The organism is Burkholderia sp. AU4i (genome assembly GCF_000466765.1).
Classification (GTDB): domain Bacteria; phylum Pseudomonadota; class Gammaproteobacteria; order Burkholderiales; family Burkholderiaceae; genus Burkholderia; species Burkholderia cepacia.
Genome location: NZ_ASSI01000071.1, coordinates 37,623 through 59,643, shown reverse-complemented (window position 1 = coordinate 59,643; position 22,021 = coordinate 37,623). Strand labels below are relative to the sequence as shown.

20 protein-coding genes are annotated in these 22,021 nt (G+C 66.7%); 9 read left to right on the top strand and 11 right to left on the bottom strand.

Going from position 1 to position 22,021, the window contains the following annotated elements:
• Positions 1 to 354: 354 nt before the first annotated feature.
• The gene (ggt, locus tag L810_RS16950) at positions 355 to 2,076 is read left to right on the top strand and encodes a gamma-glutamyltransferase (RefSeq protein WP_042975050.1); all 1,722 of its coding nucleotides are present in this window, start codon (positions 355 to 357) and stop codon (positions 2,074 to 2,076) included.
• 86 nt (positions 2,077 to 2,162) lie between these two features.
• Here ggt and L810_RS16945 read toward each other — a convergent pair whose 3' ends face one another.
• On the bottom strand, positions 2,163 to 3,086 hold the full coding sequence (locus L810_RS16945) for an alpha/beta fold hydrolase (RefSeq protein WP_021159500.1): 924 nt from the start codon (positions 3,084 to 3,086) through the stop codon (positions 2,163 to 2,165).
• 353 nt (positions 3,087 to 3,439) lie between these two features.
• Here L810_RS16945 and L810_RS16940 point away from each other — a divergent pair, with 353 nt between their 5' ends.
• Positions 3,440 to 3,889: a winged helix-turn-helix transcriptional regulator gene (locus tag L810_RS16940; RefSeq protein WP_042975048.1), complete on the top strand. Its 450-nt coding sequence runs from the start codon at positions 3,440 to 3,442 to the stop codon at positions 3,887 to 3,889.
• 46 nt (positions 3,890 to 3,935) lie between these two features.
• On the opposite strand, the gene L810_RS16935 is transcribed toward L810_RS16940, so the two are convergent.
• The 7 genes from L810_RS16935 to L810_RS16905 form a co-directional block, all read right to left on the bottom strand.
• The gene (locus tag L810_RS16935) at positions 3,936 to 4,547 is read right to left on the bottom strand and encodes an ANTAR domain-containing response regulator (RefSeq protein WP_021159498.1); all 612 of its coding nucleotides are present in this window, start codon (positions 4,545 to 4,547) and stop codon (positions 3,936 to 3,938) included.
• 6 nt (positions 4,548 to 4,553) lie between these two features.
• Positions 4,554 to 5,696 carry a transporter substrate-binding domain-containing protein gene (locus L810_RS16930; RefSeq protein WP_021159497.1) on the bottom strand — a complete coding sequence of 381 codons (1,143 nt, stop codon included), beginning with the start codon at positions 5,694 to 5,696 and terminating at the stop codon, positions 4,554 to 4,556.
• Positions 5,697 to 5,728: 32 nt separating this feature from the next.
• Positions 5,729 to 7,288: a nitric oxide reductase activation protein gene (locus L810_RS16925; RefSeq protein WP_021159496.1), complete on the bottom strand. Its 1,560-nt coding sequence runs from the start codon at positions 7,286 to 7,288 to the stop codon at positions 5,729 to 5,731.
• Entirely contained in the window at positions 7,285 to 8,124 is an 840-nt protein-coding gene (locus L810_RS16920; protein WP_021159495.1) for a CbbQ/NirQ/NorQ/GpvN family protein, read from the bottom strand. Before L810_RS16920 ends, L810_RS16925 begins: the two co-directional genes overlap by 4 nt.
• Positions 8,124 to 8,606 carry an AmiS/UreI family transporter gene (locus L810_RS16915; protein WP_021159494.1) on the bottom strand — a complete coding sequence of 161 codons (483 nt, stop codon included), beginning with the start codon at positions 8,604 to 8,606 and terminating at the stop codon, positions 8,124 to 8,126. The genes L810_RS16920 and L810_RS16915 overlap by 1 nt, the downstream gene beginning before the upstream one ends.
• Before the next feature lie 68 nt (positions 8,607 to 8,674).
• Complete coding sequence (locus L810_RS16910) at positions 8,675 to 9,712, bottom strand: aliphatic amidase (RefSeq protein WP_021159493.1); 1,038 nt, start codon at positions 9,710 to 9,712, stop codon at positions 8,675 to 8,677.
• Positions 9,713 to 10,189: 477 nt separating this feature from the next.
• Positions 10,190 to 11,605 (bottom strand): TolC family protein, encoded by a 1,416-nt coding sequence (locus tag L810_RS16905; protein WP_042975046.1) that lies wholly within the window; start codon positions 11,603 to 11,605, stop codon positions 10,190 to 10,192.
• A gap of 281 nt (positions 11,606 to 11,886) precedes the next feature.
• On the opposite strand from L810_RS16905, the gene L810_RS48430 reads away from it, so the two are divergent.
• The 7 genes from L810_RS48430 (at position 11,887) to ppk2 (ending at position 19,516) form a co-directional block, all read left to right on the top strand.
• Positions 11,887 to 12,060: a hypothetical protein gene (locus L810_RS48430; RefSeq protein ID WP_006495012.1), complete on the top strand. Its 174-nt coding sequence runs from the start codon at positions 11,887 to 11,889 to the stop codon at positions 12,058 to 12,060.
• A gap of 225 nt (positions 12,061 to 12,285) precedes the next feature.
• Complete coding sequence (locus L810_RS16900; protein WP_021159490.1) at positions 12,286 to 12,471, top strand: hypothetical protein; 186 nt, start codon at positions 12,286 to 12,288, stop codon at positions 12,469 to 12,471.
• 144 nt (positions 12,472 to 12,615) lie between these two features.
• Positions 12,616 to 14,736 (top strand): peptidase domain-containing ABC transporter, encoded by a 2,121-nt coding sequence (locus tag L810_RS16895; RefSeq protein WP_021159489.1) that lies wholly within the window; start codon positions 12,616 to 12,618, stop codon positions 14,734 to 14,736.
• Positions 14,733 to 15,737, top strand: coding sequence for a hypothetical protein (locus tag L810_RS16890; RefSeq protein WP_042975060.1), 1,005 nt, complete (start codon positions 14,733 to 14,735; stop codon positions 15,735 to 15,737). The genes L810_RS16895 and L810_RS16890 overlap by 4 nt, the downstream gene beginning before the upstream one ends.
• Before the next feature lie 12 nt (positions 15,738 to 15,749).
• Positions 15,750 to 17,045: an HlyD family secretion protein gene (locus L810_RS16885; protein WP_021159487.1), complete on the top strand. Its 1,296-nt coding sequence runs from the start codon at positions 15,750 to 15,752 to the stop codon at positions 17,043 to 17,045.
• A 4-nt stretch (positions 17,046 to 17,049) separates the two neighbouring features.
• Positions 17,050 to 18,477 (top strand): OmpW/AlkL family protein, encoded by a 1,428-nt coding sequence (locus L810_RS16880; RefSeq protein ID WP_021159486.1) that lies wholly within the window; start codon positions 17,050 to 17,052, stop codon positions 18,475 to 18,477.
• An 88-nt stretch (positions 18,478 to 18,565) separates the two neighbouring features.
• Positions 18,566 to 19,516, top strand: coding sequence for a polyphosphate kinase 2 (gene ppk2 / locus L810_RS16875; protein WP_021159485.1), 951 nt, complete (start codon positions 18,566 to 18,568; stop codon positions 19,514 to 19,516).
• Positions 19,517 to 19,582: 66 nt separating this feature from the next.
• On the opposite strand, the gene L810_RS16870 is transcribed toward ppk2, so the two are convergent.
• The 3 genes from L810_RS16870 to L810_RS16860 form a co-directional block, all read right to left on the bottom strand.
• A complete protein-coding gene (locus L810_RS16870; RefSeq protein WP_021159484.1) occupies positions 19,583 to 20,170 on the bottom strand; it encodes an IMPACT family protein in 588 nt (195 codons plus the stop codon).
• A 248-nt stretch (positions 20,171 to 20,418) separates the two neighbouring features.
• A complete protein-coding gene (locus L810_RS16865) occupies positions 20,419 to 21,069 on the bottom strand; it encodes a DUF2625 domain-containing protein (protein ID WP_021159483.1) in 651 nt (216 codons plus the stop codon).
• A 75-nt stretch (positions 21,070 to 21,144) separates the two neighbouring features.
• A complete protein-coding gene (locus L810_RS16860) occupies positions 21,145 to 22,002 on the bottom strand; it encodes a LysR family transcriptional regulator (protein WP_021159482.1) in 858 nt (285 codons plus the stop codon).
• Between the last annotated feature and the right edge of the window lie 19 nt (positions 22,003 to 22,021).

Below are 22,021 nucleotides of genomic sequence, written 5' to 3'. Positions count from 1 at the left end.
CGCTATCTTCGCAGATCGGATCGTGCAGCGGGACGGTGGTTTGCAGATTTTTTTTCACGTGTCACGTGGCCTGTCGCGCAGTTCGCAACTTTCGGTTTTGTGCGCTGCGTGAGGACGTGAACCGGTGCGAACTGCGGCTGCGCGCCCGGTGCAAATTCGACCTGTCCGCATCCGTGTCGAGAAGCGGCGGCATGACGAGGCGCGCACAGCGAATGCGCTTTCATCGCATGTCACGTGTTCGACCCTTTTTGTCCCCCTATACTACGAAACCGGATATGGCCGTCGGCGCGCCAGCGGCCATGCGCGGGACAGGTGCTTTTCCTGCCTGAAGGAGATCCATATGGGGGACATGCAATGACTACGCTGAATCGCTTCAAATCATCCGCTGTCGTGCTCGCGACGGTGGCCGGCATCGGTTTCCTGCCGAACGCACCCGTCTATGCGAAGGGGCCGCAGCCGGCCGTCCTGACGAGCTCGGCGGTCGCGGTGGCCGACAAGTACAGCGCGGATGCCGCGGAGCGGATCTTCAAGGAAGGCGGCAACGCGATCGACGCGGCCGTCGCGATCGCCTTCACGCTCGCCGTCACGTATCCGGAAGCCGGCAACATCGGCGGCGGCGGCTTCATGACGATCTACAAGGACGGCAAGCCGTACTTCATCGACTACCGCGAGCGTGCGCCGCTCGCCGCGACGAAGGACATGTATCTCGACAAGGACGGCAACGTCGTCAAGGGCATGAGCCTGTACGGCCCGCGTGCGGTCGGCGTCCCGGGCACGGTCGCGGGCATGTGGGAAGCGCAGAAGCGCTTCGGCAAGCTGAAGTGGAAGCAGGTGCTCGCGCCGGCAATCCACTATGCGCGCGATGGTTTCGTCGTCGACGAGCAGCTCGCGCAGCGCGGCGTCGACGCGTCGAAGGAGTTCGGCGGCAAGACCAACTTCGACAAGTATTTCTCCGGGCTGAAGGCGGGCGTGAACTTCAAGCAGCCCGATCTCGCCGACGTGCTCACGCGCATCGCGAACGGCGGCGCGGAAGGTTTCTACAAGGGCAAGACGGCCGAGCTGATCGCCGCATCGATGAAGACCGGCGACGGCAACGGGCTCATCACCACCGAGGATCTCGCGCAGTACCGCGCGGTGTGGCGCCAGCCGGTGCAGGCGAAGTGGAACGGTTATGACGTGATCACCGCGCCGCCGCCGAGCTCGGGCGGTATCGGCCTCGTGCAGTTGCTGAAGATGAAGGCCGACCTCAAGCAGGACTTCGAGGGCGTGAAGCTCAACTCGCCGCAGTACATCCACCTCGTCGCGGAAATCGAGAAGCGCGTGTTCGCCGATCGGGCGCAGTATCTCGGCGATCCCGATTTCTACAAGGTGCCGATCGCGCAGCTGACCGACGACGCCTACATCGCGAAGCGGGCGGCCGAAGTCAACCCGAAGGAGCCGTCGGATACGAAGAGCGTGCAGCCGGGCCTCGGCACGACGATGCCGGAGAAGGCCGAAACGACGCACTTCTCGGTGGTCGACAAGTGGGGCAACGCGGTGTCGAACACCTACACGGTCAACGGCTATTTCGGTTCGGGCGTGATCGCCGACGGCACGGGCATCGTGCTGAACGACGAGATGGACGACTTCTCCGCGAAGCCGGGCGTGGCGAACATGTTCGGCGTGGTCGGCAGCGACGCGAACGCGATCGAACCGAAGAAGCGCCCGCTGTCGTCGATGTCGCCGACGATCATGACGAAGGACGGCAAGGTGTCGCTCGTGATCGGCACGCCGGGCGGCTCGCGCATCTTCACGTCGATCTTCCAGGTGATCAACAACATCTACGACTTCAAGATGCCGTTGAAGGAGGCCGTCGGCGCGATGCGCTTCCATCATCAGCTGTTGCCGCCGAACACGATCTTCTGGGAGCCGTACCACCCGATCGAAGGCGAACTCGCGAAGCAGATCGAGGCGCGCGGCTACACGCTGAAGGGGCAGGATTTCAGCGGCGACATCCAGGTGATCAAGATCGACGGCAAGACGCCGGAGGCGATGGCCGACCCGCGCGGGCGTGGCGTGACGCGGATCATTCGCTGACGTGAAGCGGTGCGTGCGCGGTTGCGAAGGCGGCCGCGCACGCCGTGTTCCGCAGCGGGGCGCCGGATGCCCGCTGCGGAACGCACTCAGCCGGTCGTCCGGATGAATCCGGCGATCCGCGCCGCGATGGCGTCGGGCGCATCCTCGAAACAGTAATGCCCGACACCCGCCAGCCGCTCGACGGGCGCGGACGGAAACAGCGCGGTGAAAAGCGGCAGGAAGTGTTCCGCGCCGAGCGTCCGGTCGGCGTCTCCCCAGATCGCGAGCGCGGGTTTGTCGCGTATCGCGCGCAATGCCGCCGCATCGGGCACCTCGAACCGGTGCGCGCCCTCGGCAAACCCGCGGGCCCATCCGATCGCGCCGAGACAGTCCGCCGGTTGCGCGAACGGCGCACCGTATGCGGCGATCCACGTGTCGGTGATGACTGCGTGGTTCTCGAAACCGTTCAGTTTCAGCGTGCTCAGGATGTTGAAGCCGAGCTGTCCGAGCACGGTTTCGAGCGTGTCGTCGGCCGCCGCGCGCATGATCCACTGGAACCACGGCGCATCGCGACCGTTCGCGTTCAGGCGCTCGACGAGATCGGGCTGGCCGAACGGCGTCGGCCCGTTCGCCGACACGATGCGCCGGATCCGGCCCGGATGCCGCGCGGCAAGCCCCATGCCGACCGGGCCGCCGAAATCGTGCATCACGAGCGTGATGCGATCGAGGTCGAGCGCGAGCACGAAGCGCTCGAGGTTGTCGATATGGTCCTGCAGCCAGTAGCTGCGATCCTGCGGCGTCGCGCTTTTGCCGAAGCCCATGTGATCGGGCACGACGACGCGATGCGTCGGACGCAGCGCCGTCACCAGATGGCGGAACAGGTAACCCCACGTAGGTTCGCCATGCAGGCACAGAACGGTTTCGCCGTCGCGCGGGCCTTCATCCACGTAGTGCATCCGGAAGCCGGACGCGTCGTCGAAATGCGGGGCGAAAGGAAAGGTGCCGTCGAACGTGGCATCGGGCCGGATCATCGAACGCTCCTTCGGTAGTCGGATAGTTTGGTTTCAAGTTGAAACTGAATCGAAGCGTAGGACATCGGGTTTCAAGTTGCAACAAAAAAGGAGGGCGGCCGCAATCGACGGATGCTTGGCCCGTTGGTGAGGGATGATGTGCCCGAACGGGGAAATGCCGGAATTTATATGCCGGATGTACGAACTGAAGTGCCAATGAGGCCAGAATCGGCCATGGCGTTCGTTGATCGCGAACAGTCGAGCCTCGCGCGATTGATCTTTCGTGTGACGAGTTTTATATTGCAACCATTCATTTCAACGAGCGTAACCGCCGTTCCGGCCGCATGCCCGGAACGGCATTGCCTCATGCATCGATGAACAGACGAACCACGCACGAAGATTCCCTTTGCGGGGTTGCCCGCCCGCTGGACGCGATCGGCGACTGGTGGTCGCTGCTGATCGTCCGCGACGCGTTCGACGGGTTGCGCCGCTTCGGCGAATTCCAGAAGAACCTCGGGCTGGCCAAGAACATCCTGGCCGCGCGTCTGCGCAACCTGGTCGCGCACGGAATCATGGACATCGTGCCGGCCGCGGACGGCGGCGCGCATCACGAATACGTGCTGACCGAGAAAGGGCGCGGGCTGTTTCCGCTGCTCGTCGCATTGCGGCAGTGGGGCGAGGATTTTTTCTTCGAACCCGACGAGGCGCACGTGCTGCTCGTCGACCGGAAGACCGGGCTGCCCGTCAGGAAGCTCGAGCTGCGTGCGCAGGACGGGCGCGTGCTCGGGCCGGAGGACACGGTCGTGCTGCCGCCGCCGGACTGACGCGCCTGACGCACCTGACGCGCGGCGATCGGCGATCGCGTCCGCGTTACCGCTTCAACAGCGCATGCGCGTGCACGATCTGCTCGGCGAGCTGGTTGATCGAGATGCGCCGCTCCATCGCCTGCGAGCGGATCTGCTGATAGGCCTCTTCCTCGCTGATCGCGTTGTGCTGCATCAGCAGCGTCTTCGCTTCCTGCAGCGTGCGCGCGGACATCACGCGCTGTTCCAGCTGCGCGATGCGGCGCCGGTATTCGTCGTGCCGCCGGCTCTGGTGACACGCGAGCGCCATCGCGCTCAACAGGCCGAACGAACGCACCGGCGTCGTTACCGCGCTCTGTGCATCGATGCGCAGCATCAGTTCGAGGATCGTCGGGCTTTCGTAGGTCGTGACGGCGATGAGCGGCGGTCGCGCATCGTCCTCGAGCCACGGGATCGACAGGTGCAGCAAGTCGGGCCGGACCGCGAGGATCACGAGGTCGACGCTCTCCGGCAGCGCGGCGGGCGGCGGCCAGCGCTGCTCGCTCGGGCAACCGATGCGCGAGAGCTGCTCGACGAGCAGCAGGCCGTTGTCGTCATCCGGGTAGTACACCATCACGTGCAGCGAGCGCAGTTCGGCGAGCAGGCGCGGCGTCGAGCGGATCGGGGTGCGGGCGCGCATCGTCGGTTACGCCTTCTGTTCGTCGGGCGCGTGCACGCGGTCGCCGAGCGAATGCGTGACGAGGTACGGATCGGGATGCACGCGCCGCGTCGCTTCGCGCACGATCGTGAAATTGCCGTCGGCCGTCGCGCAGCCGATGCGCGGATAGAGGCACGTGTGCTGCGTGAGGCGGTCGATCTTCACGCGGCCCTGTGGCGCGTCGAATTCCGCGTCCGCGAGGTGTTCGACGAGCCGGTCGCGCTGGTCGGTGCCGGCGCGCGCGAGCGCATTGGCGAACAGGTGTACCTGGAAATACGCGGCTTCCCACGGCGCGGAGGCGGTCGCGTCGTCGCCGAAGCGTGCCTTGAGCTGCGCGATGCAGCGCCGGTTCACGTCCGAATCGATGGTCTGGAAGTAGGGCGATGACGTGTAGTGGCCGGCCGCCGCCGCGCCCATCTGACCGAGCTCGATCTCGGACGTCGTCAGGCTCGCGATCGGCATCCTGCGTGCATCGAGGCCGGCTTGCGCATACGCACGATAGAACGCGGCCGTGCTGTCGCCGACGAGCGTGCTGAACACGAAGTCGGGCGCTTTCGCGCGGATGTCCTCGACGACCGCCGCGAAATCCTGCTCGGACGCGACGAGCGGCATGTAGACCTCGCCGAGAATCTGGCCTTCCGGATGCTGCGTGACGAGGTCGATCATGATGCGGTTCGACTCGTACGGGTAGATGTAGTCGGACCCGACGAGATACACGCGCGCACCGAACTGCGCGGTCATGAACGCGGCGAGCTGCACGCTGTTCTGGTTCGGGGCCGCACCCGTGTAGATCACGTTCGGCGAGAACTCGAAGCCTTCGTAGAGCGTCGGGTAGAACAGCAGCTTGTCCCACTTCTCGACGATCGGAATCAGCGCCTTGCGGCTGCTCGACATGTATCCGCCGAACAGCACGTTCACGCGCTCGGTGGCGATCAGTTCCTCGGCGAGCCGCGCATAAACGGCCGGGTCCGAACAGGCATCGCGCACGACGGGCACGATCTCGCAGCCGTTCGCGCCTCCCGCTTCGTTGATCTCGGCGATCGCCTGCAGCGTGCCGCGCAACTGGCTCCGGCCAAGGTGCGACGTGCATCCGCTCTGCGAGAACAATACGCCAACCTTCACACTGTTCATTCGGTCGTTCCTGTCTCTTTCGGGTAGAGCCGTCACGCGGTCAGTCGCCCGGCCGCGTGCGCGACGACGGCCGGCAATGCGTCGCCGTTCGCCGCGTGCACGCAGCGCGGGCCGACGCCAAGTATTGTAGACAACCCGGGCGGCTCGCCGAACGACAGACCGGCAATCGCGACACCTCGCCGCCGGCCCAGGCGTGCCGCGTGACGCGCATCCTCGACGAGGTAGCGCGGGTCGAACACGTCGATGTCGGCGGCTTCGCCGTCGCCGATCATCAGCACGGCGGCCCGTGCGCTCGCGGTTTCGCGGCGCAGCAAGGCCAGCGCATGCCGCAGTGCCGCGCCCGTGCGCGTGCTCATCCCGCTGTCGGCCGCGAGCAGCGCCGCGCGGCGGCCGGCGTCGAACGCTTCGCCGAAATCCTTGAAGCGCGCGTAGTACACGCGATGCCGTCCGTCCGACGTGTAGCCGTGCACGGCCCAGCGGCGCCGCTGCCGGTCGAACAGGTCGCCGAGCACGAACGCCGCGCGTTTCTCCAGCGTCGCGACCTGCGCGGCCGTTGACGCCGACAGGTCGAGCAGGATCAGCACGGGCCCGCGCGCTGCGTGCGGCACACGGCGACGGAACACGCGCGGATCGGGCGCGTGCCCGGCGCGCCGGGCGATGCGTGCGGCGATCGCCGCATCGACGTCGAGCGCATCGCCGTCGAGCTGGCGGCCCACGCGCCGCAGCAGCTCCGATGCGCGCGCGGCCGGCATTCGCTTTGCCGCGCGACGGTCGGCGTCGATCAGGGCGGAAAGCGACGGCGGCGGCGCCGACGTGGCGGGCGCGCATTCGACGATCGTCGTCCAGTCGCGTCGTTCGCGCTGCGTGTGGCAATTCCACTCGGGATAGCGGGGCGCATCGGGTGGGGGCGGCGGTGCGTCGTCGCGCTCGTCGCTGTGGCCGCCGGTCGAGGCCGACATCTCGACGCCGTCGTTGCCCGCCTGTTCGGCCGCCGCGGTGGCCGGCTGCGCCCACAGCCACGCATTGTCGTCGCGATAGGGCAGCCATGTGCCGTCGTCGGGTTCGAAGCGCACGCGCATCTGGCCGAGATCGTTCGCGAGCCTCGACGCAATCGCGCGAAACGCACGGTAATCGTCGAGCGTGTCGCGCCGCTCGGCGAACAGCTGCGCGCCCTTGTCGACCCACGGGTTGCCGTCGCGATACGACGGATCGAACAGCGCTTTCGCGAGCCGCGCGCACAGGCAGCCGAACGTGAGCCCTTCACGGCCGATCGGCGCGAACGCCGGCGCCCAGAACGTTGCGAGCCCCGGCCATTCGCGGGCCAGCAGCGCCTCGACGCGCGCATCCTCGATCACGCCGGCAACGGCCGAACCGATCTGCGTCAGCGTGTCGGCCGGCTCGCCGGACGGCGAGTGGCGCCAGTGGGCCAGCGCGTGCGCGGCCGCCGCGATGCGCGCATCGGGCGGCAACGCACGGGGCACCCGCAGCGCGGCATGGCCGAGCGTCGCGCGCATCGCCGCATCGTCGAGGCGCACGTCGGTCTCGTGCGCGGTCATCCCGTGCAGGAAGCGGGCGAGTGGCAGTGCGCTCATGTCGCGAAGTGCGCGGCGGCCATCGTCTGCAACGCGACACGCGTGTCGGCATCGTCGGTCGCCGCGTCGCTGATCGCGATCCGGCAGGCATCGAGCGGCGCGAGCCCGGCGACGATCAACCGGGCCGCGTGCACGAGCAGACGCGTCGACGCGCCTTCGTCGAGCCCGTTGCCCGCCTGTGCCAGTGCACGCGTGCGCTGCGCGAGGTCGACGAGCCGGCGCGCGGTTTCGCGGTCGGCGCCGCTTTCGCGCACGACGACGTCGGCCTCGTGCGCGGCATCCGGATAGCCGAAGTCGATTGCGACGAAACGTTGCCGCGTCGACGGCTTCAGCCGCCGGTGCTCGCCGTGATAACCGGGGTTGTACGAGATCACCAGATGGAAATCCGGATGCGCATGTACGACTTCGCCGAGCCGGTCGAGCGGCAGCACGCGCCGCGAATCGGTCAGCGGGTGGATCACGACCGTCGCGTCGGGGCGTGCCTCGACGATCTCGTCGAGATAGCAGATCGCGCCGTGCCGCGCCGCGAGCGTGAGCGGCCCGTCGGCCCAGTAGGTGCCGTCGGCGTCGAGCAGGTGGCGGCCCGTCAGGTCGGCTGCCGACGTGTCGTCGTTGCACGCGACCTGGATCAGCGGCAGGCCCATGCGCCACGCCATGTATTCGACGAAACGCGTCTTGCCGCACCCGGTCGGCCCTTTCAGCAGGACCGGCAGGTGATGGCGGCAGGCCGTCTCGAACCAGTCGGCCTCGGCACCGGCCGGCTGGTAGAACGGCACTTCGGCGATGCGGTGCCCGGCGAGCGGATCGGTGGCCAGCGGCGTATCGCGTGCGCTCATTACCACCTCCCCGTCATCATCAGCATGCCGGGCAGCCAGCAGGTGCCGACGCCGATCGCGATCGTGTAGCCGGGCAGGAAGCGCACGGTCCGCTTCAGCCCGAGCGCGACGAAGAACAGGAACCACAGGCTCGACCACAGCAGCCACATCGCCCCGAAACGCGCGTCGCTCGACGTGCCCGCATAGACGAGTGCGCTGATCGCGACGAACAGGCAATACCAGCCGAGGCCGGCGCCTTGCAGCCCGCGCCACTGGACGGCGGCGAGATACAGGTACGTGAACGCGAACAGCAGCCCGCCCGCGCTCGAGAAAAACTGCGGCGGCGCCGACGCCTGCACGAGGCCGGCGAGGTTGATCAGCAGCGCGAGCAGCCCGACGAGCAGGTTCAGGCCGGCCGCGTCGCGCGGTTCGATGCGGCCGGTGAGCGCGACGCCGTTGACGACCAGCACCGCGCCGATGAAAAAGAGAGCGACACCGAGCATGATGAGGGCTCCAGAGTGAGACGGCGCCGTTCGCGCAGGCAGCGCGAACGGCCGGGCGGGGCGCGGGTTCAGCGATGCGCGGGCGCTTCGGACGGAATGCCTTCGATCGGGCATTCGGGCGTGCCGGGTGTCGCGCGTGTCAGGCGTTCGACGGCCTGGCGCGTGCCGTCCGGGTCGTTCACCCAGTTTGCATAGAACTCGAACGGGCATTGCGCCACGCCGTTCGGCGATTCGCCGGAACCGATCTTGCCCGTGTAGCCGCGGTGCAGCAGCTTGTACAAGTGGTTCTGCGACTGCATGTTGCGGCGCGCGTCGCGGATCAGGCTCACCGACAGTTCCGCGTACTGCACGCCGTTCTCTTCCTCGCCGCATTCGCCGAGCGTGCGGCCGTCGAAGCCGACGATCGCCGAGTGGCCGAAATACGAGTACACGCCGTCGAATCCGGACGCATTCGCGACTGCCACGTAGCAGTTGTTCATGAACGCCATCGCTTTCGACACGAGCACCTGCTGGTCCTTCGCCGGGTACATGTAGCCCTGGCAGCGCACGACGAGTTCTGCGCCGCGCATCACGCAGTCGCGCCAGATCTCCGGGTAGTTGCCGTCGTCGCAGATGATCAGGCTGATCTTCAGGCCCTTCGGCCCTTCGGCGACGTACGTGCAGTCGCCCGGATACCAGCCTTCGACCGGCACCCACGGCATGATCTTGCGGTACTTCTGCACGATCTCGCCCTGGTTGTTGATCAGCACGAGCGTGTTGTACGGCGCCTTGTCCGGGTGTTCCTCGTGGCGCTCGCCGGTCAGCGAGAACACGCCCCACACGTTCGCCTTGCGGCACGCGGCCGCGAAGATGTCGGTTTCCTCGCCTGGGATCGTCGATGCGGTGTCGTACATCTCCTTCGCGTCGTACATGATCCCGTGCGTCGAATACTCGGGAAACACGATGAGATCCATGCCGGGCAGGCCGCGCTTGATGCCGACCACGCGCTCCGCGATTTCGCGGGCGTTCGCGATCACGTCGGCGCGCGTGTGCAGGCGCGGCATCTTGTACTGGACGACGGCGACGCCGACGGCGTCGTTGCTGCTGGAAATATCGCCATGACGCATGGTGTGCTCCTGGTTCGGGTGAAGACGTGCGTTTTCGAAGGACAAAAAAAAGCCCTTGCCTCGACGAGCGAGGCAAGGGCTTCTTTGCCGGTCCGTTCATCCGACAACGCTGTCGGATAACGGGAATGCGGATGGGCGGCCCGAAACGGGGCCGGCGAAGCGCGGGCTAGCGGGCGCGCGCTGCGCACGATCGTGGGACGTCTTTGTCCGCCGGATCGATGGGATGCACTCTAGGCAAAGTTTTTTTTGGACGCAACATCGCGTATACCCCTGCACGCGGTGAGGGCGTGGCGTGCGTCCGGGATCGTGTATTGCGCCGCGCGATCGATCGGGGTCGGACGCGCGCTTGCGTGAACGACGGCGCGTTGTCGTGCCGCGCCGGCTTCGATGGATCGACCGGCCGGCGCGTCGGCATCGGTCATCAAGGTTGCGTGTGCAACCTTTTTTGCTCGATGCGCGATGCGCGCCGACCCACGCTTAACCACGGTCGCTCACCGCGTTGCTTTCGAGAAAGCTGTCCACCGCGATCAACGACTGTTCGTCGAGCGTGCCGAGCACGCTTTTCAGCTTCAGCTGCAGCTTCAGCGCATCGAGATAACTGTCGAACAGCTTCTGCCGGATGCCCGAGATGTCGCGCCGCAGGTTCAGCGTTTCGTACGTCGTGCTGTAGCCGACCTGGTGCGCCTTCATCGACGAATCGTATGCGAGCCGTGCGGCCTGCAGCGACTGCTGCAGCGCGCGGATGCGCTTGCCGACCGATTCGAGTGCGGACAGCGCCTCGCGATGATCGGTGCCCAGTTGCTCCTCGACTTCGCGCAGCCGGTTGCGGTACTGCTCGGTCACGTGCTCGGCTTCCACCTGCCGGTAGTACACGCTGCCGCCGGAGAAGATCGGGATCGTCACCTGCACGCCGACCGCGCTCTGATGGAAGTCGGAGCGATCGGTCAGGCCGCGCAGGTTCGGGTTGAGCCCGCGCGAATACGACGCGAACAGGTCGACGGTCGGCAAGTGCTCGGCGCTGACGCGCTTCGCGGCGAGCCGCGCGACCTGGACGTCGCGGTACGCCTGCCGGTACGCGGGGTTGTCCTGCGGCGCGTAGTCGCCCGACGGAATGCGCGGCGACGAGCCGCGCATCGCGAGCCGCGGCCAGCGCGAGAAATCGATCGTCGACCCGAGCAGCGTCTCGTAGCGCGCACGGCGCGCATCCACGTCGGTTTGCGCGAGGGCTTCGTCGGATTGCGCAAGACTGCGGCGTGCCTCGATTTCGGCCGTGTCGCCGATCGTCTTCATGCCGAGCTGTGCCATGCGTCGCGTATCGCTTTCGAGCCGGGTGAGCGCGTTCACCTCGTCGTCGGCCGACTGCAGTTTCTCGCGCGCGCTCAGCAGGTCGAAACACGCGTTCGCGACGCGCAGGATCAGGTCCTGCTTCGCGACCTCGAGCTTCTGTTTTGCCGATTCCTCGTACTCGGTCGCGCGCCGCATGTCGTACAGGTAGGGCACGTTGAACAGCGCCTGCGTGACCTGCGCGGAACCGTATGCGGCATTGCTCGATCCGCTGACGTCGATGCCGAACAGGTTCGCGTGCGTACCGTAGCGTCCCCATTCGAGCTGCGCGGCGGCCTGCGGCAACATCTGCGCGCGTGCTTCGGGGAATTTCTGGCGGGCCGCATCGTATTCGCTGCGCGCCTGCAGGTAGCGCGGATCGTGCACGACCGCGTACTGGTAGGCGGTGTCGAGGCAGAACGCATGCGCGTTCGCCGATACGCCGGCTATCGTTACAGCGAACAATGTCACGGTTGCAAGTCGGGGATTCCACCTAGTCGTAAAACTTGATAGGGAATTACCCGAATTCCGCGTCGCCGATCCGCAATTCGCGCGCCTCGTTTCAAACATGGCCGTCTCCGTCTCCTGCCCGTGCCGCAATGCATTGCGCCGGGATTTAAACGTATTGAAATTGAAATTCAAACAGCGTGAATGCCTGCCATCCGTGGCGCATCGGAAAACGCGCCTGTAAGAGTGTGTCCTCCATTGAATTCCGATGCGCCCGCATGATAGCCTGATTTCGGCTCATAATCGCAGTGATTATTAGATTAACAAGTCGCTAGGGATTAAAAGCCGTTTGTCTTTCTATGAAGGTTCTTTGCATCATCTTTATTTTTTACGAGGAGAGAATGATGAAGGTCATGACGACGGAACAGGTCAGGAATGTGCATGGCGGCGGTGCGATCAGCTCGCTGGGTAGCCTCGCCGTTGACGCCGCGCCGGTGGTGACCGCGCTCGGCCAGTTCCTGCCGAGCCTCGGCAATTACCTGCAGAACCCGAAGACGTTCAATAACACCGGCAAGTAACCGCCGTGCGCGGGGAGGCGCCCCCCGCGCGAAATGCCGCGAAACAGAAGGAAAAGAATCGATCGCCGAAGTGGCAATAAAGCGAATCCGGAATGCATTATTTCCGGTTCGGGCGATTATCAGGAGGCGGGAGTGCCGGATTATCTCCGTAATAATGTAAACGGCCATTGAGATTGCAATTGGCTGACGGTGGCGGGCATTCCGACAATATAAAGGCCACAACAAATGCGAGACATCACGGAAGAACAGGCCCGCCAGATTCGCGGCGGCGCGTCGCTTTACTCCAATTCGGCCGCCTATACGGTCGATCTCGTCAACCAGTCGATCGGGACCACGCTGCAGGGCCTGATGACCCAGTACCAGGCCCGCGCCGTCGAACAGTTCCGGATGTCGCTCGGCTCGTCGCGCTGAGCGGCCCGCCAGGCGGCCGGTAACACCGGTCTTCCGTCGCAGCCGGCAGCGTGCCGGCTGTGCCCTTGCGTATCGCGCACGACCCGCCACGGGCCCGCACCGGCAGGCCCGGGCGGCGTGTCGTCGCGCCCCGGGTGCCCGACCATGCTCTTCAATACGCGTAAAGTCCGTCCGGTCCTGCAGGACGAGGTGACGGAGTGCGGCCTGGCCTGCCTCGCGATGATCGCGTCGTGGCACGGCCGCGAAACGACGTTGCGCGCGCTGCGCAACCGCTATCCGGTCCGGATCGATTCCGGGCTGTCGTTCTTCGACCTGATGGAGATCTCGAACGATCTCGGCCTGCGCGCACGCGGGCTGCAGTTCGATGCGGGCGAACTCGACGCGCTCAAGACGCCGTGCATCCTGCACTGGGGGATGAACCACTATGTCGTGCTGACGAAGGTCGGCTACGGCAGCGTGCACATCGTCGATCCCGCGCTCGGCGAAACGAAGCTGCCGCTCGCGCAGGCGCTCACGCACATCACGGGCTACGCGCTCGAACTGAATCCCGATATCGGCTTCACGCGGGCGGGGCGGGCCGACCGGATCAGGCTGCGCGACTACCTCGAAGGGCTGACCGGCATTCGCAAGAGCCTCGCGATCGGCATCGCGGGCGGCGTCGCCGCGCAGCTCCTGCTGCTGCTTGGCCCGTCGTACGTGCAACTGACGATCGACGAGGCGCTGAAGAAGACCGACGTCGACATCCTGTACCTGCTGACGATCCTGTTCGCGATCGTGTTCCTGTTCGACACGCTTTACGCGAACCTCGTCGGCAACATCAAGAGCTACCTGCGCAACATCGTGTCGCAGCAGTTGTCGGCGAACATGGTCTGGCATCTCGCGCGGCTGCCGATCGGTTATTTCCTGTTCCACAACACCGGCGATTCGATCTCGCGCGTGTCGTCGGTGTCGGAGGTCGGGCGGTTTCTCGTCGACGGGCTGGTCGGCGGGCTGCTCAATGTCGTCACCTGCACGCTGACGCTCGTGCTGATGCTGTACTACAGCCCGGTGCTGGCCGGCATCAGCCTGGCCGGGATGGTGCTGTTCGCGCTCAGCCGGCTCGCGATCCAGCCGCAACTGCAGGACGCGATGTCGCAGATCCTCACACGCGGCGCGGAAGCCGACGCACTGCTGATCGAGAACATCCGCTCCGCGCACTCGATCAAGCTGCTGTCGGCCGAAACCGCGCGCAGCAGCCTGTGGGTCAACGCGTTCACGCAGAAGCTGCAGGCGATGCGCCAGCAGGAGCGGCTGCAACTGCTGTTCGATGCGGTGTCGAAGGGGATCGTGCACGTCGAGCAGCTCGTGATCGTCACATACGGCGCGTGGCTCGTCATGCACGGGCAGAGCACGATCGGCGTGATCTACGCGTTCATCCAGTACAAGAACCTGTTCGCGGACAAGTTCATCGATTCGATCCAGCTCTACGTGCGCCGCAAGGTGTTGCAGGTGCACATGGACCGCGTCGCCGACGTGTTGCAGACCGAGACCGAGGAACCCGCGCCGGACGCGGTCGTGCGGCCCGTCGACGGTTTCGACGGCACGCTTTCCATCCGCGCGCTGTCGTACACGCCGAAGGGCGGCAACCGCCCGATCCTGCGCGACATCGCGCTCGACGTGCCGGCCGGCAGCAAGATCGCGATCGTCGGCCGCACCGGCAGCGGCAAGACGACGCTGCTGAACCTGATCTGCGGGCTCGTGCGGCCCGAGCCCGGCACGCTGTTCGTCGGCGGCGTCGATCTCGCGGAAGTGAACCTGCGGCAGTACCGCAAGCATCTCGCGGCCGTCACGCAGTCCGACCAGCTGTTTCGCGGCACGATCCGCGACAACATCACGAACTTCGCGCCAGCACCGCGCATCGGCGCGATGTTCGACGCGGCGAAGCTCGCGTGCATCCACGACGAGATCGAGCGGCTCGACCATCGCTACGACACGCCGCTCGGCGATACGCAGAAATTCCTGTCGGCCGGGCAGATGCAGCGGCTCCTGATCGCGCGGGCGCTGTATTGCGAGCCGCGCCTGCTGATCCTCGACGAATTCTCGTCGAACCTCGACCAGGCGACGACCCACGAGATCTGCCGCAACGTGCTGACGCTGCCGTGCACGATCGTGCTCGTCACGCACGACGCGTCGATCCTGTCGATGGTCGACCGGATCTACCAGATGCACGACGGCGTATTGACCGACGCGACCGATGCGTGGCGTGCGGCCGAGGAGGCACGGTGATGCTCGGGCGACTCTTCCTGCTCAATCCTTTCTCGTATGCGTTCCTGGTGCGGCGCACGGTGCGGGCCGTCGCGCTGCGCACGTCGCCCGCGCGCGGGTTGCGACTGATGCGCTGGTGCTCGGGCGCGTGCCTGCGCTGCTTTCCGTGCATTCGCGAGTCGATCGAGCGCGCGGTCGCGTACATGCTGAGCGCGCACCTGAACGACGATCCGCGACGCGTGCGGGACGTGTCGGCGGCGATCGTGCGCGAACTGTTCGAAGCGGAATTCGCGGGGCTCAAGCTGCGCACGCACAGCCTCGAATCGATGAAGTCGATGATCGACGGGATGGCGTGCGAAGGCGACGCGCAGCTGCGGGCGGCACTCGCGCGCGGCGGCCCGCTGATGCTCGCGGGGCTGCACTTCGGCAACCTGATGCTGTTCGTCACGAAGCTGCGCTTCATGATCCCCGACGACCGCAAGCTGATGGTGATCCTGCACCGGGATGCGCCCGGTGCGTTCTTCGACGATGCGCTGCGGCTCGTCGCCGAATATGGCGCCGGCGAAGTCGAGTTCATCGACATCGAGGAGCGCGTGCACCTGCGGCGGCTGATCACGAGCCTGCGGCGCGAGGCGCCCGTGTTCCTGCTGTTCTCCGACCTGCACGGCAAGTTCGGCAAGACCAACCGCTGCCGGCTCGGCGGCCGCTGGGTGCGGATGGCCGGCGGCGGCGTGAAGCTCGCGGTCGAGCAGGGGATTCCGCTGCTCGTCGCGTATGCGACGGGCGTGCCGTTCCGCGATCGCTGCGCGGTGCATTTCACCGAGCTCGCGGACAGCCCGCTCGTGCCGATGCTCGGCGCGGACGACGACGCGTCGCCGGTGCGCGCCACGCACCAGCGCATCGTCGACCGTCTCGAACAGGCGCTCGTGCGGCAGCCCGAGCAGTGGCATTTCTGGGAACACTTCACGCCTTACCTGATGCCGACGCCGCTGCTCGATGCGGCCGCGCGGCGTCGCTCCTGACGAGCCTGCCCCATGCCGACCTGGAACTCCGCCCTCCGAGAACAGAAGCCGTCGCGCAAGCTCGCGCGCGGCACGACCTTCGGCACCGTGATCCACGGCGTCGTCGACGTGCCGGTGTCGATGCGCTTCTTCTGCTACCTGTCGCTCGCGATGTTCGCGATGTTCGTGACCGCACTCGTCGAACTGAGCTACGCGAATACCGAGAGCGTGTCGGGGATGCTGACGCCGCGTTCGGGGCTGATCGGTGTCAGCGCGCCGCCGGGCTGGGCCGTGCGCGACGTCTACGTCGGCAAGGACCAGCACGTGAAGGCCGGACAGCGGCTGCTGGCGGTGACGCGCGACACGAGCTTCGTGAGCCAGGCGAACAACGTGCAGGGGATGCGTGCGGCGCTCGACCGGCAGCGCGTCGAGGTCACGCAGCAGATCGACGCGGCACGCCTCGAATACCGGTCGTCGGTACAGCAGATCAACCAGCAGATCGCCGCGCAGGGCGAGAGCCGCGGGCTGATCGACCGGCAGATCCAGGGCCAGAAGCGCATCGTCGACGAGTACGGCGAACGGCGCGCACGCGTGAAGCAGCTGCTGGACGAACAGGTCGTGACGCTCGAGCAGTACAACCAGGTGAACACGCAGTACCTGCAGGCCGGGCAGGCGTACCAGGACCTGCTGCTGCGCCGCGCCGAACTCGCGAAGAACGCGATGAAGCTGCGCGGCGACCTCGACACGATGCAGAGCAAGTACGACGGGGCGAACGCGGAGCTGAAGATCAAGCAGGAGGAACTGAACGCGAAGGAATACAACATCGACGAGAACGTGAACCAGGTGCTGTACGCGCCAGCCGACGGGCAGATCGTGCGGCTCGACGTCGTGCAGGGCGGCGTGATCGACCCGCCGGGTACGCGCGTCGTCGAAATCCTGCCCGCGAAGGCGGACGGGTTGATCGCCGAGGTCTACATTCCGTCGTCGAAGGCCGGCTTCGTGAAGAAGGGGCAGGAGGTGAAGGTTGCGTACGCAAGCTATCCGGTCGAGAAGTTCGGCACGTATCGCGGCAAGGTGCTGTCGATCTCGCCCGTCGCGTTTTCCGCGAAGGAGCTGAACCTGCCGGGCGATGCCGCCACGCCGCAGACCTACTTCAAGACCTGGGTCGAGCTGGCCGACCGCACGCCGGCGTTCGAAGGGCGGCCGCTGTCGCTGCGGGCCGGGATGATGCTGAAGGCCGACATCGTGCTGGAGCGGCGCAGCCTGCTCGAATGGCTGTTCGAGCCGTTGTACCGGATCCGTCAACGCCTGTTCGGCGTGCCGGCCTGAGCCGATGGCGAGCCGGGACACGTACCGCCGCCGTGCGCGGCCGGGCGCCGTGCGTCCGCTGTCGCGCTGGCTCGGCGCGACGCTGTTCGCGTGCGCGGCCGCCGCGCATGGCGCGCCGCAGCCGGACGCGGACGCCGAACCACGCTGGCAGGCCGGTGCCGACGGGATCGGCTTCTGGCCGGGCGGCGACGCGGACGGGTTCGACGCGAGCGCATGGGTGACCGACGCGGGGCCGGCACGCGGCGGCCGCGGCAGGCACGGCAGACACGGAGAAGAGGCCGACGGGCCGCAACCCGACGCCGTCCCGTTGACGGCGCGCAAGATCACGCTCGGCCAGCGAACCGGCGGGGCGGGGCGCGCATGCGCGGCAGCGCCCGACGACGGCGCGGACGGCATCGGCTTCGACGACGGCGGTGCCAGTGGCTCCGGTGGCGCCGTTGGCGGCTGCGATCCGGCCGCGCCGCGCGACGCGGCGGCGGGCGGCATGCCGGCGCCCGGCGTCGTCCACGCCGACCGGATGCCGTACGAACTGCATCCGGTCGATCCGTCGCGGCTGCCCGATCTGCCTGCCGCCCAGGCGCCGCCGTTGCTGACGCAACTGATGGGCGACGACCGCAACATGGTCGGCCTCGGCTGGCACTTCGTCGGCACGACCGGCCGATCGACGCCGGTCACGACGCACACGGACGCACTCGGGCTGAACAGCTTCCAGAACCAGGGGTCGCAGCTGTCGCTCGGCAACACGAACACGCTGGCGTTCACGCTGACGCATTTTTTCTCGGAGAACTGGGCGGCCGAACTCGGCGCGGGCATTCCGCCGGTGCTGACGCTGCGCGGGCACGGCAGCATCGCGCTGCCGCTCGACCGGATCTTTTCAGGCGTCCAGGGGCGCTTTCCGCTGATCGATCTCGCGAACACGCAAAGCAACCCGCTCGCGACCACGCGCGCGTGGCTCGGGTCCGTCGTGTTCAAGTATTACCTCGGCGAGCGCGACGACCGTTTCCGCCCGTTCGCGGGCATCGGCGTCAGCTATACGCGCTTCACGAACACGAACCTGAATCCCGTGTTCCAGCGCAAGCTCGCGTCGCTCGGCGGGCTGCTCGCGGCGGGCGCGGACATCGGCAGCCTGCAGTCGCTGCTGCTCGACCCGGCGCTGTTCCAGCGGATCTGGGATGCCGGCGGCGACCTGCTGCTGTCGGGCAAGACCAACGTGTCGGCGAAGGTGAAGAGCGTGTGGGAGCCGGTGTTCACCGTCGGCGCGAGCTACCAGATCACGCGCCAGTTCTGGATCACCGGCATGGTGACCTATATCCCGTTACGTACGAAGATTACGCTGGATATCGACCAGCCGAACCGTCAGCTCGCGTCGAACACGTTCGACATTGCCGCGAACCCCGTGCTGGCGAGCGTGTTGCTCGCGTTCCGCTTCTGACCGGTGCGCCGGCCCTTTTTCATGAATTTGACGCGCGACGCTGGGATAATGTCGGCGTTTGGCTGCGTCAACGATGGAAGGAGGCCCCATGGGCGACAACGATAACCGCACCGAGACCGACAACCGCGCCGATCTCGAATCGATGGAAGCGCGCCAGCGCCGCTTCGAGGAAGACCTGGTCGACGCTTACGACGAAGAACTCGAGATGGAGCTCGACGATCGCCGCTTCGACGACAGCGACGACCTGCTGTTTTCGCAGGAGCGGCGCGAAGCGCGCAAGCAGTATTTCCGCGAGCTGTTCCGCCTGCAGGGCGAACTCGTGAAGCTGCAGGACTGGGTCGTGAGCACGGGGCACCGGCTCGTCGTCATTTTCGAGGGGCGCGACGCGGCCGGCAAGGGCGGCGCGATCAAGCGCATCACGCAGCGGCTGAACCCGCGCGTATGCCGCGTGGCGGCGCTGCCGGCGCCGAACAACCGCGAACGCACGCAGTGGTATTTCCAGCGCTATGTCGCGCATCTGCCTGCCGGCGGCGAAATCGTGCTGTTCGACCGCAGCTGGTACAACCGCGCGGGTGTCGAGCGTGTGATGAACTTCTGTACCGACGACGAATACGAGGAGTTTTTCCGTTCGGTGCCCGAGTTCGAGAAGATGCTCGTGCGCAGCGGGATCCAGATCGTCAAGTACTGGTTCTCGATCACCGACCACGAGCAGGAAGTGCGGTTCCAGAGCCGGATCGAGGATCCGCTCAAGCAATGGAAGCTGAGCCCGATGGATCTCGAGAGCCGCCGCCGCTGGGAAGCCTACACGGCCGCGAAGGAAGAGATGCTGCTTCGCACGCACATTCCGGAAGCGCCGTGGTGGGTCGTGCAGGCGGTCGACAAGAAGCGCGCGCGGCTGAACTGCATTCACCATCTGCTGCAGCAGGTGCCGTATCACGAGGTGCCGCACGCGCCGATCGACCTCCCGCCGCGCGAGCATCACGAGGACTACATCCGCCGGCCGGTGCCGGACGACATGATCGTCCCGGACACTTACTGACCGACCGACTGACCGGCGCCGGGATTCGTCCGGCCACGCGGGGAGCGCGGACGCGTTGCCCGCGCGTCACGTCGCCGGAAATCCCGAGCGCCCTTGCGTCAGGTCGAACAGTTCGGTTCTTGCCGCGGCTTCGGCGTTTTCCGGCAGCTTGATCGAGAGCTTCACCGTCATCCCGTACGCGCTGTCCACGAGCGTGTATCCGGCCTGTTCGATCCAGCGGCGCACGCGTGCCTCGTCCGGGTAGCCGATCTCGATCGCGAGCCGCGTGTAGCGGACACGTTCGACGCGCTCGGCGTCGAGCAGCGCCGATGCGATCGCATCCGTATAGGCCCGCACCAGTCCGCCCGCGCCGAGCTTCACGCCGCCGTAGTAGCGTACGACCGCGCCGAGCACGCCGTCGAGATCGTGATGGCGCAGCACTTCGAGGATCGGCCGGCCCGCGGTGCCCGACGGCTCGCCGTCATCCGACATGCCCGACTGCCCACCCGCCAGCAACGCCCAGCACACGTGGGTGGCCGCAGGATGCTCGTCGCGCAGGCGCTGCAGCGCGTGCATCGCGGCGTCGCGATCGTCGACGGGGATCGCGAACCCGATGAAGCGGCTCTTGCGGATCTCGAGTTCGCGGATGCAGGTGGTGGCGAGCGAGTAACTCATGCGTCGCGAGATGAAAGGTGTAGGGAAATCAAGATGATGACGGCCGGGCGATGCGTTGGATATCGACCCGCGCAGGCCTCGGGCGGCGGCGCGAGCGGGCGGGATGAAACAGGAATTTTACCGTGGCGCGCATCGACGCCTTTCGAAACCGTCAAAACGCGATGCCGATGTGAATGCTCAGGTGCGGCCAAGCGCACCGGCTTGGCCACAGGACCCGACGTCCCGGATTCGAAGGAAGGTCCACCGGATCACGGTTGTCTCGACGTCTTGGCGCCGGCGCCGATCTGGAGCGCATACAGCTCGGCAACGTCGACCGCCCGACGGCTGCTGCGTTCGACCGATCCTTCTTTCGTCCACAGGAATGGATAGAAGCTGAAGCATTGATCCGTCGTCAGGCGCTGGACATCGGCCTGCCAGCCGGGCCAGCGCATGCTCGCGTAGAAGTCGCTCAACGTGTCGCCGAGCGACCATCGCACGAAGTCGCCGTACCCGATCCCGAGGGGCTCCCATTCCAGCGTGTCGGGTGCAAAGTAGTACACGGAGCCCGTGTCCTCCCCGAGTGCGCCGCCGTTCAAGGCGAAGAATCCGCCGACGGCATCATCCGCGACCAACAGAAAGCCGGAGGAGCGTCCCTGATTCCAGCCGACGATGTCCCGGGGCAACGCGGGATGGCCCGAGCCGAGCAGACGAAGGTAGCCGCCGTCCACGAGCAGGCCGCCGGTCGAATAGGCGATGGCCCCCAGGAGCGATCGCGTGGTGACCTGAAGGGTGGACAGGATTTCGCCATTCCGGCCCGATGGCGGCAATATCTCGCAACGATCAGGCGCTGCCGCCGACCACTCGATCAATGACGGCAGGGCGGATTCACGCTCGTTGACCAGTTCGTCCAGCGGACGCATGTGTCTTCTCTCCAGGTGGTTCGGTTCGGCATGGGTCGAGCCGGGGCGATACGGCCTGCGCCGGCTCGTGCGGCATCAACGCGCCCCGACCGACGAGCGCAGTGCCGCGCCGAGCGTGCGCAGTGCCTGCCGGGCGCGCGCATCGGTCAGGCTCGAGTGGAGCACCACGTCGCGCGTCGGCAATGGCGGCAGCCCGTATCGCGCACCGACGTCGACCGTGCCGGCGGGCGCCACGCGATGCCCGAGCGCCGCGACGGCCAGCCCCGCGGACACCGCCGCGCCGATCGTCGCGATGCCGCCGCCGACGAACACCTCCGTCCAGGCGACCCCGGCCTGGTCGAGCGCGCCGATCGCCATGCGGCGCACGCTGCAGGGCTCGGCTTGCGTGGCAAGCCGCAGCGGTTGCGGCGGATGGTACTCGAAATCCGTCGCGGCCATCCAGCCGAACGACTCCGACAGGATGGTTTCGCCGTCGAGCCGCCGGCTGTCGTGCTGCAGCGCGACGGCCGCGTCGAGCTGGCCGCGGTCGAATGCATCGAGCACGTCGCGCGACGCGGCGACGCGGATCTCCAGCACGAGCGTCGGCTCCGCTTCGCTCATGCGCCGCAGCAGCATCGGGAGATCGGCGCCGACGACGTGGTGGCTGACGCCGATCACCAGCCGCCGCCGGCCGGTGCCGAACGCGCCGACCGCACCGTGGTGGGCGGCCACCAGTTCGCGCGCCGGCTCCAGGAATGCGGTGCCGTCGGCCGACAGGCGAACCTGCCGCGGCGTGCGTTCCAGCAGGCGGCGGCCGAGGCCGCTTTCGAGCCGCTTGATCTTCAGGCTCACCGCGGACTGCGTCGTGTCCATCGCCTCGGCGGCCCGCGTGAAGCTCTTGAGGTCGGCGGTCAGCACGAACGCTTGCACGGCTTCGATGTCGAGCGTTTTCATCGGACACTCATTCATTGAG

Coding starts and splice junctions, on each gene's coding strand:
- L810_RS16915 (WP_021159494.1), bottom strand. CDS start 8,606: ATGCTCGGTGTCGCTCTCTTTTTCATCGGCGCGGTGCTGGTCGTCAAC.
- L810_RS16880 (WP_021159486.1), top strand. CDS start 17,050: ATGGCGAGCCGGGACACGTACCGCCGCCGTGCGCGGCCGGGCGCCGTG.
- L810_RS16945 (WP_021159500.1), bottom strand. CDS start 3,086: ATGATCCGGCCCGATGCCACGTTCGACGGCACCTTTCCTTTCGCCCCG.
- ppk2 (WP_021159485.1), top strand. CDS start 18,566: ATGGGCGACAACGATAACCGCACCGAGACCGACAACCGCGCCGATCTC.
- L810_RS16870 (WP_021159484.1), bottom strand. CDS start 20,170: ATGAGTTACTCGCTCGCCACCACCTGCATCCGCGAACTCGAGATCCGC.
- L810_RS16905 (WP_042975046.1), bottom strand. CDS start 11,605: ATGTTTGAAACGAGGCGCGCGAATTGCGGATCGGCGACGCGGAATTCG.
- L810_RS16860 (WP_021159482.1), bottom strand. CDS start 22,002: ATGAAAACGCTCGACATCGAAGCCGTGCAAGCGTTCGTGCTGACCGCC.
- L810_RS16920 (WP_021159495.1), bottom strand. CDS start 8,124: ATGAGCGCACGCGATACGCCGCTGGCCACCGATCCGCTCGCCGGGCAC.
- L810_RS16935 (WP_021159498.1), bottom strand. CDS start 4,547: ATGCGCGCCCGCACCCCGATCCGCTCGACGCCGCGCCTGCTCGCCGAA.
- L810_RS16885 (WP_021159487.1), top strand. CDS start 15,750: ATGCCGACCTGGAACTCCGCCCTCCGAGAACAGAAGCCGTCGCGCAAG.
- L810_RS16910 (WP_021159493.1), bottom strand. CDS start 9,712: ATGCGTCATGGCGATATTTCCAGCAGCAACGACGCCGTCGGCGTCGCC.
- L810_RS48430 (WP_006495012.1), top strand. CDS start 11,887: ATGAAGGTCATGACGACGGAACAGGTCAGGAATGTGCATGGCGGCGGT.
- L810_RS16930 (WP_021159497.1), bottom strand. CDS start 5,696: ATGAACAGTGTGAAGGTTGGCGTATTGTTCTCGCAGAGCGGATGCACG.
- ggt (WP_042975050.1), top strand. CDS start 355: ATGACTACGCTGAATCGCTTCAAATCATCCGCTGTCGTGCTCGCGACG.
- L810_RS16895 (WP_021159489.1), top strand. CDS start 12,616: ATGCTCTTCAATACGCGTAAAGTCCGTCCGGTCCTGCAGGACGAGGTG.
- L810_RS16925 (WP_021159496.1), bottom strand. CDS start 7,288: ATGAGCGCACTGCCACTCGCCCGCTTCCTGCACGGGATGACCGCGCAC.
- L810_RS16940 (WP_042975048.1), top strand. CDS start 3,440: ATGAACAGACGAACCACGCACGAAGATTCCCTTTGCGGGGTTGCCCGC.
- L810_RS16865 (WP_021159483.1), bottom strand. CDS start 21,069: ATGCGTCCGCTGGACGAACTGGTCAACGAGCGTGAATCCGCCCTGCCG.
- L810_RS16900 (WP_021159490.1), top strand. CDS start 12,286: ATGCGAGACATCACGGAAGAACAGGCCCGCCAGATTCGCGGCGGCGCG.